The organism is Telluria sp. BA11, from assembly GCF_056680305.1.
This window is the reverse complement of the sequence record NZ_CM155275.1, coordinates 1,026,638-1,042,637: the sequence shown is the minus strand read 5'-3', so window position 1 is coordinate 1,042,637 and position 16,000 is coordinate 1,026,638. Positions and strand designations below refer to the sequence as shown.

The 16,000-nt window shown below is 63.6% G+C and carries 16 protein-coding genes; 14 read left to right on the top strand and 2 right to left on the bottom strand.

Annotation, left to right across the window (positions count from 1 at the left end; all coding sequences use genetic code 11):
* Nucleotides 1-23: 23 nt before the first annotated feature.
* The 5 genes from odhB (at nucleotide 24) to AC1MGT_RS04575 (ending at nucleotide 5,057) form a co-directional block, all read left to right on the top strand.
* Nucleotides 24-1,298: a 2-oxoglutarate dehydrogenase complex dihydrolipoyllysine-residue succinyltransferase gene (gene odhB / locus AC1MGT_RS04595; protein WP_499503193.1), complete on the top strand. Its 1,275-nt coding sequence runs from the start codon at nucleotides 24-26 to the stop codon at nucleotides 1,296-1,298.
* 54 nt (nucleotides 1,299-1,352) lie between these two features.
* Complete coding sequence (locus AC1MGT_RS04590; protein ID WP_332530925.1) at nucleotides 1,353-1,706, top strand: PspC domain-containing protein; 354 nt, start codon at nucleotides 1,353-1,355, stop codon at nucleotides 1,704-1,706.
* Nucleotides 1,707-1,721: 15 nt separating this feature from the next.
* Entirely contained in the window at nucleotides 1,722-3,152 is a 1,431-nt protein-coding gene (gene lpdA / locus AC1MGT_RS04585) for a dihydrolipoyl dehydrogenase (RefSeq protein WP_499503191.1), read from the top strand.
* Between the two features lie 91 nt (nucleotides 3,153-3,243).
* Entirely contained in the window at nucleotides 3,244-4,341 is a 1,098-nt protein-coding gene (zapE, locus tag AC1MGT_RS04580; protein WP_183555436.1) for a cell division protein ZapE, read from the top strand.
* A 29-nt stretch (nucleotides 4,342-4,370) separates the two neighbouring features.
* Nucleotides 4,371-5,057, top strand: a complete 687-nt coding sequence (locus AC1MGT_RS04575; protein ID WP_499503190.1) for a hypothetical protein — start codon at nucleotides 4,371-4,373, stop codon at nucleotides 5,055-5,057.
* Here the strand turns inward: AC1MGT_RS04575 and AC1MGT_RS04570 are convergent.
* Nucleotides 5,054-5,818: a PP2C family protein-serine/threonine phosphatase gene (locus AC1MGT_RS04570; RefSeq protein WP_499503189.1), complete on the bottom strand. Its 765-nt coding sequence runs from the start codon at nucleotides 5,816-5,818 to the stop codon at nucleotides 5,054-5,056. The genes AC1MGT_RS04575 and AC1MGT_RS04570 overlap by 4 nt on opposite strands.
* Nucleotides 5,819-6,011: 193 nt before the next feature.
* Between AC1MGT_RS04570 and AC1MGT_RS04565 the strand changes: the two genes are divergently transcribed.
* From AC1MGT_RS04565 to rlmD, 8 genes are all read left to right on the top strand, one after another.
* Nucleotides 6,012-6,212, top strand: coding sequence for a YdcH family protein (locus AC1MGT_RS04565; protein WP_183555433.1), 201 nt, complete (start codon nucleotides 6,012-6,014; stop codon nucleotides 6,210-6,212).
* A gap of 48 nt (nucleotides 6,213-6,260) precedes the next feature.
* Complete coding sequence (gene yoaA, locus AC1MGT_RS04560) at nucleotides 6,261-8,360, top strand: DNA repair helicase YoaA (protein ID WP_499503188.1); 2,100 nt, start codon at nucleotides 6,261-6,263, stop codon at nucleotides 8,358-8,360.
* Between the two features lie 125 nt (nucleotides 8,361-8,485).
* Nucleotides 8,486-8,851 (top strand): tetratricopeptide repeat protein, encoded by a 366-nt coding sequence (locus AC1MGT_RS04555; RefSeq protein ID WP_499503187.1) that lies wholly within the window; start codon nucleotides 8,486-8,488, stop codon nucleotides 8,849-8,851.
* 170 nt (nucleotides 8,852-9,021) lie between these two features.
* Complete coding sequence (gene surE, locus AC1MGT_RS04550; RefSeq protein ID WP_499503186.1) at nucleotides 9,022-9,771, top strand: 5'/3'-nucleotidase SurE; 750 nt, start codon at nucleotides 9,022-9,024, stop codon at nucleotides 9,769-9,771.
* Nucleotides 9,768-10,616, top strand: a complete 849-nt coding sequence (locus tag AC1MGT_RS04545) for a protein-L-isoaspartate(D-aspartate) O-methyltransferase (RefSeq protein ID WP_499503185.1) — start codon at nucleotides 9,768-9,770, stop codon at nucleotides 10,614-10,616. The genes surE and AC1MGT_RS04545 overlap by 4 nt, the downstream gene beginning before the upstream one ends.
* Nucleotides 10,617-10,669: 53 nt before the next feature.
* Nucleotides 10,670-11,548, top strand: a complete 879-nt coding sequence (locus AC1MGT_RS04540; RefSeq protein WP_499503184.1) for a peptidoglycan DD-metalloendopeptidase family protein — start codon at nucleotides 10,670-10,672, stop codon at nucleotides 11,546-11,548.
* 6 nt (nucleotides 11,549-11,554) lie between these two features.
* Entirely contained in the window at nucleotides 11,555-12,547 is a 993-nt protein-coding gene (gene rpoS / locus AC1MGT_RS04535) for an RNA polymerase sigma factor RpoS (RefSeq protein WP_499503183.1), read from the top strand.
* Between the two features lie 113 nt (nucleotides 12,548-12,660).
* Nucleotides 12,661-14,031: a 23S rRNA (uracil(1939)-C(5))-methyltransferase RlmD gene (rlmD, locus tag AC1MGT_RS04530; protein WP_499503181.1), complete on the top strand. Its 1,371-nt coding sequence runs from the start codon at nucleotides 12,661-12,663 to the stop codon at nucleotides 14,029-14,031.
* Nucleotides 14,032-14,576: 545 nt separating this feature from the next.
* On the opposite strand, the gene AC1MGT_RS04525 is transcribed toward rlmD, so the two are convergent.
* Nucleotides 14,577-15,260: a Bax inhibitor-1/YccA family protein gene (locus AC1MGT_RS04525; protein ID WP_183555426.1), complete on the bottom strand. Its 684-nt coding sequence runs from the start codon at nucleotides 15,258-15,260 to the stop codon at nucleotides 14,577-14,579.
* Between the two features lie 252 nt (nucleotides 15,261-15,512).
* Between AC1MGT_RS04525 and ndk the strand changes: the two genes are divergently transcribed.
* Nucleotides 15,513-15,938, top strand: a complete 426-nt coding sequence (ndk, locus tag AC1MGT_RS04520; RefSeq protein WP_499503179.1) for a nucleoside-diphosphate kinase — start codon at nucleotides 15,513-15,515, stop codon at nucleotides 15,936-15,938.
* Nucleotides 15,939-16,000 lie beyond the last annotated feature (62 nt).

The window sequence follows — 16,000 nt, the reverse complement described above, 5'->3', positions numbered from 1 at the left end:
AAGAATAATTACTGGAGTTTTAAATGGCACAAATCGAAGTCAAGGTCCCTGTATTGTCGGAATCGGTTGCTGAAGCGACCCTGCTGTCCTGGCACAAGAAAGTCGGCGAGTCCGTCGATCGCGACGAGAACATGATCGACATCGAGACCGACAAGGTGGTCCTGGAACTGCCAGCGCCAAGCGCCGGCGTGATCGTGCAACTGCTCAAGGCCGACGGCGCAACCGTCATCGCCGGTGAAGTCATCGCCGTCATCGACACCGAAGCATCGGCGCAGACCAGCCCGCTGCCAGTGAAAGCCATCCCGTCGGCCGCACCAAACGCGCCAATCGCCGCCGCTGCATCGCAAGCGGCCCCGGAAGCTGCATCGAACCAGTCGAAAGCCGGCGTGGCAATGCCTGCCGCTGCCAAGATCCTGGCTGACAACAACATGAACGCCGCCGGCGTTGATGGTTCCGGCCGTGACGGCCGCGTGACCAAGGGCGATGCCCTGGCCGCTGTCGCCGGCAAGCCAGCCGCTGCACCAGCTGCCGCACCTGCCGCACCTGCCAAAGCGCCACTGCAGCAAGTCGCTGCCGCCGCGCCTGCCAGCCAGGGCGACCGTCCGGAAGAGCGCGTGCCGATGAGCCGCCTGCGCGCCCGTATCGCCGAGCGCCTGCTGCAATCGCAGTCGACCAACGCCATCCTGACCACGTTCAACGAAGTGAACATGGCGCCAGTCATGGACCTGCGTAACAAGTACAAGGACAAGTTCGAGAAAGAACACGGCGTCAAGCTGGGCTTCATGTCGTTCTTCGTCAAGGCTGCTGTTGCCGCACTGAAGAAGTACCCAGTGCTGAATGCATCGGTCGACGGCAACGACATCGTCTACCACGGCTACTTCGACATCGGTATCGCTGTCGGTTCGCCACGTGGCCTGGTGGTGCCGATCCTGCGCAACGCCGACCAGATGTCGATCGCCGACATCGAAAAGAAAATCGGTGAATTCGGCCAGAAAGCCAAAGAAGGCAAGCTGACCCTGGACGATCTGAACGGCGGTACGTTCTCGATCTCGAACGGCGGCGTGTTCGGTTCGATGATGTCGACCCCGATCATCAACCCACCACAGTCGGCCATCCTGGGCGTGCACGCGACCAAGGACCGCGCGGTCGTCGAAAACGGGCAGATCGTGATCCGTCCGATGAACTACCTGGCCATGTCGTACGACCACCGCATCATCGACGGCCGCGAAGCCGTCCTGGGCCTGGTCGCGATGAAGGATGCGCTGGAAGATCCGGCCCGCCTGCTGCTGGACCTGTAAGTCTCAACCTGGCCGGCGCCCCGTGGCGCCGGCCATAGTTTGCCGGAGAACGACATGCTGTCAGACGAAATCAAGCGGCTGCACGAGTTGCATCAGGCCGGCGCGTTGTCCGACGCCGAATTCGAGCAGGCCAAGGCGCGCATTCTCTCCGGCGCGTCCACCGTCAGCCTGACGAAGGAGAGCGCGTTCACGAGCGGCTCGTCGTTCGACACGCACCGCGACGATCTGCTCAGCGGTCTGCGCCGCACGCGGCTCGATCGCTGGCTCGGCGGCGTGTGTGGCGGCCTGGCGCGCACCTATGGCCTCGAGTCATGGGTCTGGCGCCTGATCTTCGTGCTGTTCGTCCTGACGTTCGGCTTCGGCATCCTGATCTACCTGCTGCTGTGGGTATTTGTTCCGGAAGAATAAAAAAGGAATCATGTAATGAGCGATAAACAATTTGACGTCGTCGTCATCGGCGGCGGTCCTGGCGGTTACATTGCTGCCATCCGCGCAGCCCAGCTGGGCTTCAAGGTTGCCTGTATCGACGAATGGAGCAACGCCGCCGGCAAGCCTGCCCCGGGCGGCACCTGCACCAACGTCGGCTGCATCCCGTCGAAGGCACTGCTGCAGTCGTCGGAGCACTTCGAGCACGCTGGTCACGCATTTGCCGACCACGGCATCAACGTCTCGGGCCTCGAACTCGACCTGGGCAAGATGCTGGGTCGCAAGGACACGATCGTCAAGCAGAACAACGACGGCATCCTGTTCCTGTTCAAGAAGAACAAGGTCACCTTCTTCCACGGCCGCGGCGCGTTCGCCGGCACTGCCGAAGGCGGTTACACCATCAATGTCAGCGGCCCGACCACCGACACGCTGACCGCCAAGAACGTGGTCATCGCGACCGGTTCGAACGCACGCCAGCTGCCGGGCGCCGAATTCGACGAGAAACTGATCCTGTCGAACGTGGGTGCACTGGCCATCGATGCGGTCCCAGGCAAATTGGGCGTGATCGGCGCCGGCGTCATCGGCCTCGAAATGGGCAGCGTCTGGCGCCGTGTCGGCGCTGACGTCACCGTGCTTGAAGGTCTGCCGACCTTCCTCGGCGCAGTCGATGAGCAGATCGCCAAAGAAGCGCACAAGCTGTTCGTCAAGCAGGGCCTCAAAATCAACCTCGGTTGCAAGATCGGCGCGATCACCAAGGGCGAGAATAACGTCACTGTTGCCTACGCCGACAGCACCGGCGCAGAACAGAGCACCACGTTCGACCGCCTGATCATTTCGATCGGCCGCGTGCCGAACACGATCGGCCTGAACGCCGAAGCCGTTGGCGTGCAACTCGACGAGCGCGGCTTTGTCGTCGTCGACGACGAGTGCCGTACCAATCTGCCAGGCGTGTGGGCAGTGGGCGACGTCGTGCGCGGCCCGATGCTGGCGCACAAGGCCGAAGAAGAAGGCGTTGCCGTTGCCGAGCGTATCGCCGGCCAGCATGGTCACGTCAACTTCAACACGATTCCTTGGGTCATCTACACCTCGCCAGAGATCGCTTGGGTCGGCAAGACCGAGCAGCAGCTCAAGGCCGAAGGCATCGCCTACAAGGCCGGCACCTTCCCGTTCATGGCCAACGGCCGTGCGCGCGCACTGGGCGACACGTCGGGCATGGTCAAGTTCCTGGCCGATGCCACGACCGACGAAATCCTGGGCGTGCACATCGTGGGCCCAATGGCGTCCGAGCTGATTTCGGAAGCCGTCGTTGCGATGGAGTTCAAGGCCTCGGCCGAAGACATCGCCCGCATCTGCCACGCGCACCCGTCGCTGTCGGAAGCCACCAAAGAAGCCGCTCTGGCGGTGGACAAGCGTTCGCTGAACTTCTAAGCAGCAGAAACTTCGCCGGCATGCGTGCCGGCGCGTGAACTCCATGGGGTGGTCGGCGTCGCCGTCCACCCCATGTTTTTATCGGTATCCCATGAACGTTCAAGAATATTATGTACACGAGCTTAACGCGCGTGGTTTCACGTCCGACCCCGCCCAGCAAATGGCAGTGGACCGCCTGCAGCAGGCGTACGACGACTGGGTCGCCTACAAGGCCCAGCGGTCGTCCGCTTTCAAGCGCCTGATCAACCGTCCCACGGTGCCGAAGGGCGTGTATATGTGGGGTGGGGTAGGGCGCGGCAAATCGTTCCTGATGGACTCGTTCTATTCGGTCGTGCCGGTAGTGCGCAAGACGCGCCTGCACTTCCACGAATTCATGCGCGCCGTCCACGGGCAACTCGATGAACTGAAAGGCGTGGCCGATCCGCTCGACGAAGTGGCCAAGCGCATCGCCAAGAAATACCGGCTGATCTGCTTCGATGAATTCCACGTCTCGGACATCGCCGATGCGATGATCCTGTACAACCTGCTCAAGGCGCTGTTCGACAACGGCGTGAGCTTCGTGATGACGTCCAACTACGAGCCGTCGACGCTGTATCCGGACGGCCTGCACCGCGACCGCATGCTGCCGACCATCGCGCTGCTGCAGGACAAGCTGGATGTGCTGAACGTCGATGCCGGCAACGATTACCGCAAGCGCGCGCTCGAGCAGGTCGAGGCCTATTACACGCCACTGAATGCCGCGTCCGACCGCGCCCTGCGCGACGCCTATGCCAAGGTGGCAGACATCGCCGACGAAGCGCCGATCGTGCACATCGAGAACCGCGAAATCCGCGCGTTGCGCCGTGCCGGGGGCGTGATCTGGTTCGACTTCGCCACGCTGTGCGGCGGCCCGCGTTCGCAGAACGATTACCTGGAGCTGGCCAGCCAGTTCCACACGGTGGTGCTGTCCGGTATCCCGGCAATGTCGGCGGGCCAGTCGTCCGAAGCGCGCCGCTTCACTTGGCTGATCGACGTGTTCTATGACCACAAGGTCAAGCTGATCATGTCCGCGGCGGTCGAGCCCGAGGAGCTCTACACGCAGGGCCAGCTGGCCAATGAATTCCACCGGACCGTATCGCGTATCATCGAGATGCAGTCGCGCGAATACATGCTCTCCGAGCGGCGCGGCGCGGCCGACAAGATCGCCTGATACGGCCAGGCACGACAACAAGGATCCACATGACACGCATTACCACGCTGCGCGCAGGCGCGCTGCTGGCCCTGGCAAGCCTGCTGGCGGCCTGCTCGACGACACAGCCAGCGGCGCCGGAGGTGCCACCACCCGCATCGACCTCGACCGCGCAGGCCCAAGAGCGTTTGGCAGCCGTGGCCGCCGAGCGCCGCGCCATCGAAACCCGCTACGCCGAGCGCGAAGTAGTCTGCTACGACAAATTCTTCGTGACCCGTTGCCTGGACGAGGCAAGCGAGCAGCAGCGCGTGGCGCTGCTGGAGCAGCGCGCCATCGAGATCGAAGCGTCGCGCTACCTGCGCCAGGCCAAGGTCGATGAGCGCGACCGCGCGCTGGCCGTGTCCGAGGCGGCTTTCCAGAAAGAAGAAGCCGAACTGGCGGCCAATCCACCGGCCGTCAAGGCGCCACCAAGCACTGCCTTGCCAGCGCCGCGCACGACGCCGGCGGAGTCGCGCGCAGCCCGCACCAAACGCCTGCAGGAGAACGCGGCCCGCACCCAGAGCGCCCAGGCGAGGGCAGCCCAGAATGTGGCGGCGGCCGAAGCACGGCGTGTGGAATCGATCGAGCGTCAGAAGCAGGTCGCGCGCCGTGTCGCCGAGCGCGAGGCAAAGGCCGCCAAACGCGCGGCTGACGACGCGGCGAAGAAGGCGGGCCAGCCGCCGGCAGCGAGCAACTAGGCGCCGGGCGGTTTGACCAGTTTGACGATGGCCATGGTGCAATTGCCGCCCTTGCCCTGAGAACGCTCACCGGCTTTGCTGATGAGCTTTTCGGCGGCCTGGCGCGGCGTGGACTTGGCGGTCACGGCGGCCAGTTCGGCGTCGGTGAAGAAGTGCCACAGGCCATCGGAGCCGAGCAGGAAGCTGTCGCCGGCGACCAGCCCCGTGTGGCTGCCAGTCGTAACGAACGGCTCTTTGCGGCTGTTTCCCAGTACATTGAGCAGCAGCTTGGAGCGGCGATGGTTGCGCGCCGCATCGGCAGGCAGGCGGTCGCTCGAGATCAGGTGCTCGACATAGGCGACGTCGCCCGTGCGCATCGCGCACTTGTCGTGCTCGAAGCGGTACAGGCGCGAGTCGCCCACGTGGGCCCAGACCGCCTCGCCATGCGGACTGATGACCAGGCCGACGAAGCTGGCGTGAAGCTCGGTCTTGCCGGCGATGGCGTTCATCTTGATCACCGTGTGGGTTTCGCTGATGATCTCATGCAGCAGTTGTGCCAGGCGCTCGATGTCCGGGTGGTCGCCCGGCTTGAATTCGTCGAATACCTGGCGCGCCGTGTGCAGCACTTGCTCGGCCCCGGCCGGGCTGGCGATGCCGTCGGACAGCACCGCGAGCACATAGCCGGGCGCACGCGCACCCGTAAACAGAGCGGCGCGATCGTTTTGTTGGGGGCGGTTACCGATGTGTTGCGCAGTACCCGCTTCGATCCTGTAGGAAGTCATAAATGCTTGTTTTCTTAGGCCTAACGCCAATCTTTGTTGGCGGCAATGACCGCGTGGATTAAACTATGCACCGAGAACCAACCAACAAGCAAGAAGATTTGCTTACGGCAATACTGGAAGGCCCGCTGCGCCAGCGCCGACCGGCTCCCATTCCCGCAATCCCATCTGTAAACACTGTTTGGAACAGACCATCATGATCGATGTCCAGGACATCCAGCGCCGTATTATTGAACTCGATGTGGAACACCGCGACCTCGATGCCGTCATCTCCATGTTGACGGCGGACGGCCACGCCGACGGGTTACAACTGCGCCGCCTCAAAAAGCGTAAACTGCAGCTCAAAGATCATATTACGCTGCTGAAGATGCAGCTGGTCCCCGATATCCCGGCCTGAGCCATTGCTGCAAGCCACGTTTCTTCAAGATAAGTTACGACACATACATTGACCGACCATCTCCCTGTTCCCGGCCCTGCCGCAGAGCCGGTCGGGACGGCTGGGTCGGCCACTGGCGCCGTGGAAGCACTTTCCGCCGCGTCGACCGACTCCGCTATCCCTGCCGGCAAGTACGACGCTGACCTCGACCGCCTGTTCGGTGCGGGCGGCCCGCTCGCGCCCGCCGTCGGCACCTTCAAGCCACGCCAGGCCCAGACCGAGATGGCCAAGGCCGTCGCCCATGCCATCGACAACCAGCAAGTGCTCATGGCCGAGGCTGGTACGGGCACTGGCAAGACCTTCGCCTACCTGGTCCCGGCGCTGCTGTGGGGCGGCAAGACGATCGTCTCGACCGGCACCAAGAACCTGCAGGACCAGTTGTTCATGCGCGACATCCCGACCATCCGCGCCGCGCTGCGCGCGCCGGTCTCGGTGGCGCTGCTCAAGGGCCGCTCGAACTACGTCTGCCATTTCCACCTGGAGCGCACGCTGCAGAACGGCCGCCTGACGTCGCGCGACGACGTCGGCCACCTGCGCGAAATCTCGCGTTTCATCAAAATGACCAACTCGGGCGACAAGGCCGAGCTGGCCAAGGTGCCGGAAACCGCCACGGTCTGGAACCTCGTCACGTCCACGCGCGACACCTGCATGGGCGCCGAGTGCCAGTACTACCAGGACTGTTTCGTGATGAAGGCGCGGCGCGAAGCGCAGCAGGCCGACATCGTGGTCGTCAACCACCACCTGTTCTTTGCCGACGTGGCACTGAAGGACACCGGCGTGGCCGAGCTGCTGCCGTCGGCCAACACCATCATCTTCGATGAGGCGCACCAGCTGCCCGACACGGCGACGCTCTTCTTCGGCCAGTCGGTGTCGACCTCGCAGGTGCTCGAACTGTGCCGCGACGTGCTGGCCGAAGGCCTGGCCCATGCGCGGGGCGGGCCGGACTGGGCCAAGGTCGTCACCGTGGTCGAGAAAGCGGCGCGCGACCTGCGCCTGGCGTTTGGTGAAGGCAATCTGCGCCTGTCGCTGCCGCAGATCATGCCAACGTCGCAGTTCTTCCCGGCGCTGGACAAGCTCAAGGCCGAGCTGGCGGGCATGATCACCGTGCTCGAAGAAAACGCGGCGCGCGCCGAAACGATCGAAGCCTGCCGCGTGCGGGCGCATGACCTGGCCGCCGCCATCGACGGCTGGAAACCGGACGCCAAGGCGCCCGCTGCCGAGCAGGCGGTGCTGTGGGCCGAGGCGTTCGCGTCATCGCTGCAATTGCACAAGACGCCGCTGTCGATCGCGCCGATTTTTTCCAACCAGCGCGAAGGCACGCCGCGTAGCTGGATCTTCACGTCGGCAACGCTGGCGGTTAAAAACGACTTCAAGCATTTCTCCGATCAGCTTGGGCTGACGGGCGAGCCGGCCAAGACCTGGCCGAGCCCGTTCGACTATGTGAACCAGGGCTTGCTGTACGTGCCGACCGGCTTGCCGGAACCGCAGGCAGCCGTCTATACCGATGCTGTCGTCGACGCTGCGCTGCCGGTGATCAAGGCCGCTGGCGGGCGCACGTTCTTCCTGTGCACGACGATTCGCGCCGTGAACAAGGTGGCGGAACGCCTGCGGGTGGAGTTTGCCGAGCGCGGCTGGGATTTCCCGCTGTTCGTGCAGGGCGAGCGGGGCCGTACCGAATTGCTCGATTCGTTCCGCACGGCCGGCAATGCCGTGCTGGTTGGCAGCCAGAGCTTCTGGGAAGGCGTTGATGTACGCGGCGATGCGCTGTCGCTCGTGATCATCGACAAGCTGCCATTCGCGCCGCCGGACGATCCGGTGCTGGCCGCGCGCATCGAAGTCATGGAAAAGCAGGGCCTCAACGGCTTCATGCATCACCAGCTGCCCGAGGCAATCATCACGCTCAAGCAGGGGGCAGGGCGCCTGATCCGCGACGTCGACGACCGGGGCGTGCTGATGATCTGCGATCCGCGCCTCATCACCAAGCCGTACGGCCGCCGCATCTGGCAGAGCCTGCCGTCGTTCAAGCGCACGCGGGTGCAGGAAGAGGTGCTGCGCTTCTTCGATCCGGCGGCGGCAGAGGACGATGAGAGCGGCGTCGGCGCGGCGTGAACATGCTTACGGCCTGTTTTCTCCTGTCCGGCCGCAAGCGGTGGTCCTGACAGACACGCTAGGATCGACAGGATTGCGCCGTTTTTATCGCCTGGCACGCTGTCCTTCCATTCACGAGGCGCCGCATGGACCAATCCGGCACATTGTTCGCGACCCTTGATGCCCAGGAAGCATTGGCGCACACGCTCGCGCGGCAGCACGAACCCGGGCGTGCACGGACGGTGCTCGAAGGCGTGCTCGATGCGCGGCGGCGCCAGCAGGGTAGCGAGCATGGCGACACGCTGCGCTGCAGCTACCGGCTGGCGCTGCTGTTCGTCCAGGCAAACGAACTCGGTCACGCACGCCGGCTGCTCGAAGCAATACTGCGCGCCTGCGCACGGCAAGCCAGTCGCCACGGTGGCGCCCGCCTCGCGGCGCGCAGCGCGCTGGCCTTGATCTTCGCCACCCAGGGCGACATGGCGGCATTGGGGCGCTTGAACGACGGCGGATGAGCGTGGCTTTTTGGCCGTTGCCGCTCTTGCCACGCCGCTTGTCAATTCGCTAAGACATCGCTCCCGGTGGCATGCCAAAGCGGCATCCAGCGTCCCGGATCATGAAATCCGGCCGCATTTTTCCGCCACCAGGTGTCGATACAAGCGTTGCTTCAGGTAAAATCGCCTCCATGCGGATACTGATTAGCAACGACGATGGCTATCTCGCGCCTGGCATCCAGGCGCTGGCGGACGCGCTCGCGCCAATCGCCGAGATCGTCGTCGTCGCGCCCGACAGCAACCGCTCGGGCGCATCCAACTCGCTGACACTCGACCGTCCCCTGTCGGTCCACAAAGCGGCTAACGGCTTTTACTTCACCAATGGCACGCCGACCGATTGCGTGCACATCGCGCTGACCGGGATGTCCGACGCGCTGCCCGACCTCGTGGTTTCCGGCATCAACAATGGCCAGAACATGGGCGACGACACGCTGTATTCCGGCACTGTGGCCGCCGCCACCGAAGCGTATCTGTTCGGCGTGCCGGCCATCGCGTTTTCTCAGGTCGACAGCGGCTGGGCCCACGTGGACGATGCGGCCCGCGTGGCACGCGACATCGTGGAGCGCTTTGCCGCGGGCGGGTTTGCCGCCTTGCCGTCGCCGTTCCTGCTCAACGTGAACATCCCGAACCTGCCGTACGAGCAGATCGGCCCGCTGACGCCGGCCCGCCTCGGCCGCCGCCACCAGGCCGAACCTGTCATCCGCGCCCAGGATCCGCGCGGGCGCGAGATCTTCTGGATCGGCGCGCCTGGCGCCTGCCTCGATGCGGGCGAGGGCACCGATTTTCACGCCACGTCGCAGGGGCGCGTGTCGATCACGCCGCTGCAGATTGACCTCACCCACAAGACCCAGCTCGATCTGCTGGCTGGAGCCTTGCTATGAAGGACGCGCGTCCGAACTTCCCGTTGCCCCTGTCGTCGACGACCAGCGGCGCGCGCAAACCCGGCGCGCCAGCGCCGGTGTTCACGCCGCAGACCGCGACCCGTAACGCCGCCAGCGGCAGCAAGGCGCCGCCGGAGGCCGGGCCGGCCGCACGCGCGCCTGGCTATGTGCAGGCCGCTATTGGCGCGCCGACCGCCCAGCGTTCGGACCTGGCTGCCACCGAAGCGGTGCGCCGCGCGATGGTCACGCGCATCGCACGCCAGGGCGTGAACGATCCGCAGGTGCTGCGCGCCATGGAAATCGTGCCGCGCCATCTGTTCCTCGAGCCCGCAATGTCGGGCCAGGCATATGTCGATGCGTCGCTGCCGATCGGCCATCAGCAGACAATGTCGCAGCCATACATCGTGGCGCGCATGATCGACATGATGTGCGCTGGCCGCAAGCTCGAACGCGTGCTCGAGATCGGCACGGGCTGCGGCTACCAGGCCGCGGTGCTGTCGTTCGTCGCAAAGGATGTGTACTCGATCGAGCGCATCAAGGCCCTGCACGAGCTTGCCAAAACCAATCTGCGCCCGATGCGCATATCGAACCTGCGTTTGCAGTATGGCGATGGTATGTTAGGCTTGCCGCAGGTGGCGCCGTTCGACGGTATCATTCTCGCGGCCGCCGGCCTCGATGTGCCGCGCGCGCTGCTCGAGCAGCTGGCCATCGGTGCGCATCTGGTCGCGCCCGTTGGCGCCGAGGTGCAGCACCTGCACCGCATAACCCGCACCGGCAAGGCCGAGTGGACCAGCGAAACGCTGGAAGCGTGCCACTTTGTGCCCCTGCGCCCGGGCACCATCTAATTTCAATCTGGGCCGCCAGGCCCGCAGTACGCCGACAAGACTAAAGAATGCCAATGACACAAGCACCGCGTTTCGCCCTCCTGACGATCATCATCGGCCTCGTTGCCGGCTGTTCCACCACGACCCGCCAGGCGCCCGTCGTCGAACGCGGTACCGCACCCGTTCAGACCCGCCCGGCCCCGGTGCGCGTCGACGATACCCCCAAGCACGACGAGCGCGGCATGTACACCGTGCGCAAGGGCGATACGCTGCTGCGCATCGCCTTCGACTTCGGCCAGAACTACCGCGATCTGGTGGACTGGAACAAGCTGGCCAATCCGGACGACATCAAGGTCGGCCAGGTGCTGCGCGTGAGCCCGCCGGGTGGTGAGCGCACGGCCAATGTACAGACCCAGCCGATTCCGATGCCACCAGCCGCCAGCGCGCCGCGCAAGACCGAGCCGCGCGTCGACAAGAAGCCGGTTACCGAGACCACGGTGGCCGATACACGCCCGAGCGTCCCGGCTGTCACGCCGGTCGTGCCGGCAGCGCCAGCAGCCCCGGCTGCCGGCGCCAGCGACGAAGCGCGCCTGAGCTGGATGTGGCCATCGGAAGGGCGCGTCATCGCCACCTTCGACGACGGCCGCAACAAGGGCCTGGACATCGCCGGCAGGGCCGGCCAGCCCGTGGTGGCCGCCGGCTCCGGCAAGGTCATGTACGCTGGCAGCGGGATTCGCGGTTATGGTAACCTCGTCATCGTCAAGCATAGCAACAGCCTGTTGTCGGCCTACGCGCACAATCGCAAGATTGTCGTGAAGGAAGGCGACAACGTGGCCAAGGGCCAACTGATCGCCGAAATGGGCGATTCCGACGCCGACCTGGTCAAGCTGCACTTCGAGATTCGCCAGCAGGGCAAGCCGGTCGACCCGACGAGGTTCCTGCCCGTTCGATAGGATGGTATGACACAGCCGCCGCACTCGCTCGATTCGCAGGACACCGACGAGTTTCCGGATGACCCGGAAAGCGAGCCGGTGGCTGCTGCGGGCGACGGCGAGCCACTGGCGGTTGCCGTCGTCGATACGGTCGACGAGCTGCGCAAGGTCTTGCAGGCCGAGCTCGCGACCGATACCACCCAGCATTACCTGAACCAGATCGGCACCCGCGCGTTGCTCACGCACGCGGAGGAAGTCCATTTCTCCACGCTGGCCAAGGCGGGGGACTTCGGCGCGCGCCAGACGATGATCGAGCACAATCTGCGCCTGGTCGTCTCGATCGCCAAGCATTACATCAACCGCGGCGTGGTGCTGCTGGATCTGATCGAGGAGGGCAATATCGGCCTGATGCGCGCGATCGACAAGTTCGAGCCCGAGCGGGGCTTTCGCTTCTCGACCTACGCGACCTGGTGGATCCGCCAGAGCATCGAGCGCGCGATCATGAACCAGGCGCGCACGGTGCGCTTGCCCGTGCACATGGTGCGTGAACTCAACGGCGTACTGCGCGCCAAATACCACCTCGAAGCGCAAACCCACGACGGCAAGGAAGCCTCGAGCGAGGACATCGCCAGTCTGGTCGGCCGTCCGGTCGAGGAGGTACAGGACATCCTGATGCTGTCCGAACATCCTACTTCGCTCGACGCGCCGCTCGACAACGATCCGCAATCGAGCCTGATGGACGTGCTGCCCGATGACGGCGAGAGCAGCCCCGATGCCCACGCCGAGCAGCAGGAAGCCGCGCTCTTGGTGCGCGACTGGCTGGCGCGCCTGCCGGACAAGCAGCGCCTGGTCGTCACGCGCCGCTTCGGCCTCGACAACGACGAGCCGGCCACGCTCGAGACGCTGGCCGACGAGCTGGGTGTCACGCGCGAGCGGGTGCGCCAGATCCAGCAGGAAGCGCTGGTGAAACTCAAGCGGGCGATGGCCGCCCGTGGCGTGGTGCGCGACGCGCTGTTATGAACCATCGGGGCAGGTTGTAGCGCCTCATCGGTTTCCTTGCTATCATGCGCGCGCCTGTGCGGCCGCGCCGCCAGCGCATCCTCCCCTCGACGCTCACTCCTTTCTGATCGCCCATGCACGACATTTTCATCGACATCAAATCCCTCGACATGGACGGGCGCGGCGTTGGCCACCTCGAGAACGCCGACGGCTCGCCCGGTAAAGTGGTCTTCGTCGAAGGCGCGCTGCCGGGCGAGCGCGTCAGCTACGAGACGCTCAAGAAAAAGAAGAACTGGGAAGCGGGCCGCATGGTCACGCTGCAGCGCGCGTCCTCGATGCGGGTCGAGCCCAAATGCATCCACTTCGGTTACTGCGGCGGCTGCTCGATGCAGCACCTGGAGCCGGGCGCGCAGGTCGCGATGAAGCAGCGAGTGCTCGAAGATAACCTCAAGCACATCGCCAAGGTGAAGGCCGAGACCATCCTGCGGCCAATGTACGGCCCGACCTGGGATTACCGCTACCGCGCGCGCCTGTCGGTGCGTAATGTGCCGAAGAAAAACACGGTGATGGTGGGCTTTCACGAGAAAGCCTCGGCGCTGGTGGCCGACATCGTTACCTGCGAAATCCTGCCCGACCACGTCGCGCGCCTGATCGTGCCGCTGCGCGAACTGATCGCAGCGCTGTCGGTCATCGACCATGTGCCGCAGATCGAACTGGCGATCGGCGAAGAATCGACCGTGCTGGTACTGCGCATCATGGCGCCGCTCAGCCGCAAGGACGAAACGCTGCTCAAAGCATTCGCCGACGAATGGAAGATCCACTGGTGGCTGCAGCCGAAGGGGCCCGATTCGGCACACCCGTACTATCCGCTGGGTACAGACCTGTATTACACGCTGCCCGAGTTCGGCATCCGCATGCCGTTCAAGCCGACCGACTTCACGCAGGTCAACCACCAGATCAACCGCGTGCTGGTCTCGAAGGCGCTGCGCCTGCTCGACGTGCAACCGACCGACCGCGTGGCCGACCTGTTCTGCGGCCTGGGCAACTTCACGCTGCCACTGGCGACCCAGGCACGTGAGGTTGTCGGCATCGAGGGCAGCACCGCGCTGACCGAACGCGCGCTGGAGAATGCCCGCGCCAATGGCCTGGCGGCCAAAACGTCATTCTCGACCCGCAACCTGTTCGATGTGACGAAAGAAGACCTGGTGGCGCTGGGCCGCTTCGACCGCATGCTGATCGACCCGCCCCGCGATGGCGCGATGGCGCTGGCGCAGTCGCTGGCCGAGCTGCGCACCACCCACGAGCACCTGATGCCGCAGCGGATCGTGTACGTCTCGTGCAGCCCATCCACGCTGGCGCGGGACGCCGGCATCCTCGTACACGAAGCCGGCTACGTGATGACGAAGGCAGGCGTCGTCAACATGTTCCCGCACACCTCCCACGTTGAATCGATCGGCGTGTTCGAGCTGGGCGAAAAGCCAGCCCCAGCAGAAGAGTGGACCTGAAAAACCGGGGTCAGGTCTGACATTGAAAAACCGGGATCATGAAAAACCGGGGTCAGGTCTGACATTCGGACACGATCTCGACAGTCTGGCTGGCATCGAGCCATGCTAATGACGGGCTAGACACCGTTGGAAGTGTTTAAGGCTGAGGTCGTGTCCGAATGTCAGACCTGACCCCCGCTGTGCTGGGCTAGACACCATTGGATGTGGCTAAAGCTGAGGTCGTGTCTAAATGTCAGACCTGACCCCGGCTGTGGGTGAAGAAGCACGAAAAACCGGGGTCAGGTCTGACATTCGGACATGATCTCGACAATCTGGCTGGCATCGAGCCATGCTAATGACGGGCTAGACACCGTTGGAAGTGTTTAAGGCTGAGGTCGTGTCCGAATGTCAGACCTGACCCCCGCTGTGCTGGGCTAGACACCATTGGATGTGGCTAAAGCTGAGGTCGTGTCTAAATGTCAGACCTGACCCCGGCTGTGGGTGACGAAGTGGAGGATGAAAAAAAACCGGCCAGTGGCCGGTTTTTTTATCGGAGCAGGGTACGATCAGTCGTCGCCGCCCACGATGCCCAGCAGACGCAGCAGGCTGGAGAAGATGTTGAAGACGTTCAGGTAGATCGACAGCGTGGCGGTGACGTAGTTGGTTTCGCCGCCGTTGACGATGCGCTGCACGTCATACAGGATGAAGGCCGAGAAGATACCGATCGCCAGGATCGAGATCACGATCGACAGCACCGACATCTGCAGGAAGATGTTGGCGACGACCGCCAGCAGCAGCACGACGACGCCGGCCATCAGCCAGCTGCCCATGCCCGAGAAATCGCGCTTGGTCGTGGTGGCGATGCTGGCCATCACGGCGAACACGATCGCGGTGCCGCCGAAGGCGGTCATGATCAGGCTGCCGCCGTTCGAATAGTTCAGCGTGTGCGTCAGCAGCGGTGCCAGCATCAGGCCCATGAAGAACGTGAAGCCCAGCAGCAGGGCAACGCCCAGACCGGAGTCCTTGTTCTTTTCAATCGCCCACATGAAGCCGAATGCGACGGCCATGAAGATCACGAAGCCGAGGATACCGCTGAACAGCGCGACACCCATGGACACGCCAAGGAAGGCGCCTGCCACGGTCGGGATCATCGACAGCGCCAGCAACCAGTAAGTATTGCGTAGCACTTTGTTACGCGAGGCCTGGCCACCTTTGGTCAGGTCGATGGTACTTTGGGTACTAGGATACATAGTGCCTCCGGAGAAATGAATGACTGCAGGTACTGTACAGCAACTACCTATCATCCTATAACACGCAGCTTAAACGAGCATGAAGGTTGATGGAGAAACTGGACGTAGATTTGCCGCCACTGTACCACCTTGCCGACCGCCACCGCAATATGAGCTTTTCGGGTCGGATATGGTAAAATTGAAGGTTAATTGAGTCCCAAAGTTTGTTTACATCGCTCAGTTCTAAACCTTTCATTTTATTGGAGTTTTCTCATGGCAATCGAACGCACCCTGTCCATCATCAAGCCTGACGCAGTCGCAAAAAACGTGATCGGCAAAATCTACAGCCGTTTCGAAGAAGCTGGCCTGAAGATCGTCGCTGCACGCATGGTGCAACTGTCGCGCGCTGAAGCCGAAGGCTTCTACGCTGTGCACGCTGCACGTCCATTCTTCAAGGACCTGGTCGAGTTCATGATCTCGGGCCCAGTCATGGTCACCGCCCTCGAAGGCGAAGGCGCGATCCTGAAAAACCGCGACCTGATGGGTGCAACCGATCCAAAGAAAGCTGACGCCGGCACCATCCGCGCTGACTTCGCTGATTCGATCGATGCCAACGCTGTTCACGGTTCGGACGCTGCCGACACCGCTGCTGTGGAAATCGCTTATTACTTCCCGGCACTGAACGTCTACTCGCGTTAATTAGTAAGGGGGAGCGCAGTCCGGGCGCGCCCCGGAGCATTCTCCCCGGACTAATGCAATGA

Coding starts and splice junctions, on each gene's coding strand:
- AC1MGT_RS04545 (WP_499503185.1), top strand. CDS start 9,768: ATGAAGGACGCGCGTCCGAACTTCCCGTTGCCCCTGTCGTCGACGACC.
- AC1MGT_RS04540 (WP_499503184.1), top strand. CDS start 10,670: ATGACACAAGCACCGCGTTTCGCCCTCCTGACGATCATCATCGGCCTC.
- lpdA (WP_499503191.1), top strand. CDS start 1,722: ATGAGCGATAAACAATTTGACGTCGTCGTCATCGGCGGCGGTCCTGGC.
- AC1MGT_RS04555 (WP_499503187.1), top strand. CDS start 8,486: ATGGACCAATCCGGCACATTGTTCGCGACCCTTGATGCCCAGGAAGCA.
- ndk (WP_499503179.1), top strand. CDS start 15,513: ATGGCAATCGAACGCACCCTGTCCATCATCAAGCCTGACGCAGTCGCA.
- AC1MGT_RS04565 (WP_183555433.1), top strand. CDS start 6,012: ATGATCGATGTCCAGGACATCCAGCGCCGTATTATTGAACTCGATGTG.
- rpoS (WP_499503183.1), top strand. CDS start 11,555: ATGACACAGCCGCCGCACTCGCTCGATTCGCAGGACACCGACGAGTTT.
- odhB (WP_499503193.1), top strand. CDS start 24: ATGGCACAAATCGAAGTCAAGGTCCCTGTATTGTCGGAATCGGTTGCT.
- AC1MGT_RS04525 (WP_183555426.1), bottom strand. CDS start 15,260: ATGTATCCTAGTACCCAAAGTACCATCGACCTGACCAAAGGTGGCCAG.
- AC1MGT_RS04590 (WP_332530925.1), top strand. CDS start 1,353: ATGCTGTCAGACGAAATCAAGCGGCTGCACGAGTTGCATCAGGCCGGC.
- AC1MGT_RS04575 (WP_499503190.1), top strand. CDS start 4,371: ATGACACGCATTACCACGCTGCGCGCAGGCGCGCTGCTGGCCCTGGCA.
- zapE (WP_183555436.1), top strand. CDS start 3,244: ATGAACGTTCAAGAATATTATGTACACGAGCTTAACGCGCGTGGTTTC.
- surE (WP_499503186.1), top strand. CDS start 9,022: ATGCGGATACTGATTAGCAACGACGATGGCTATCTCGCGCCTGGCATC.
- rlmD (WP_499503181.1), top strand. CDS start 12,661: ATGCACGACATTTTCATCGACATCAAATCCCTCGACATGGACGGGCGC.
- AC1MGT_RS04570 (WP_499503189.1), bottom strand. CDS start 5,818: ATGACTTCCTACAGGATCGAAGCGGGTACTGCGCAACACATCGGTAAC.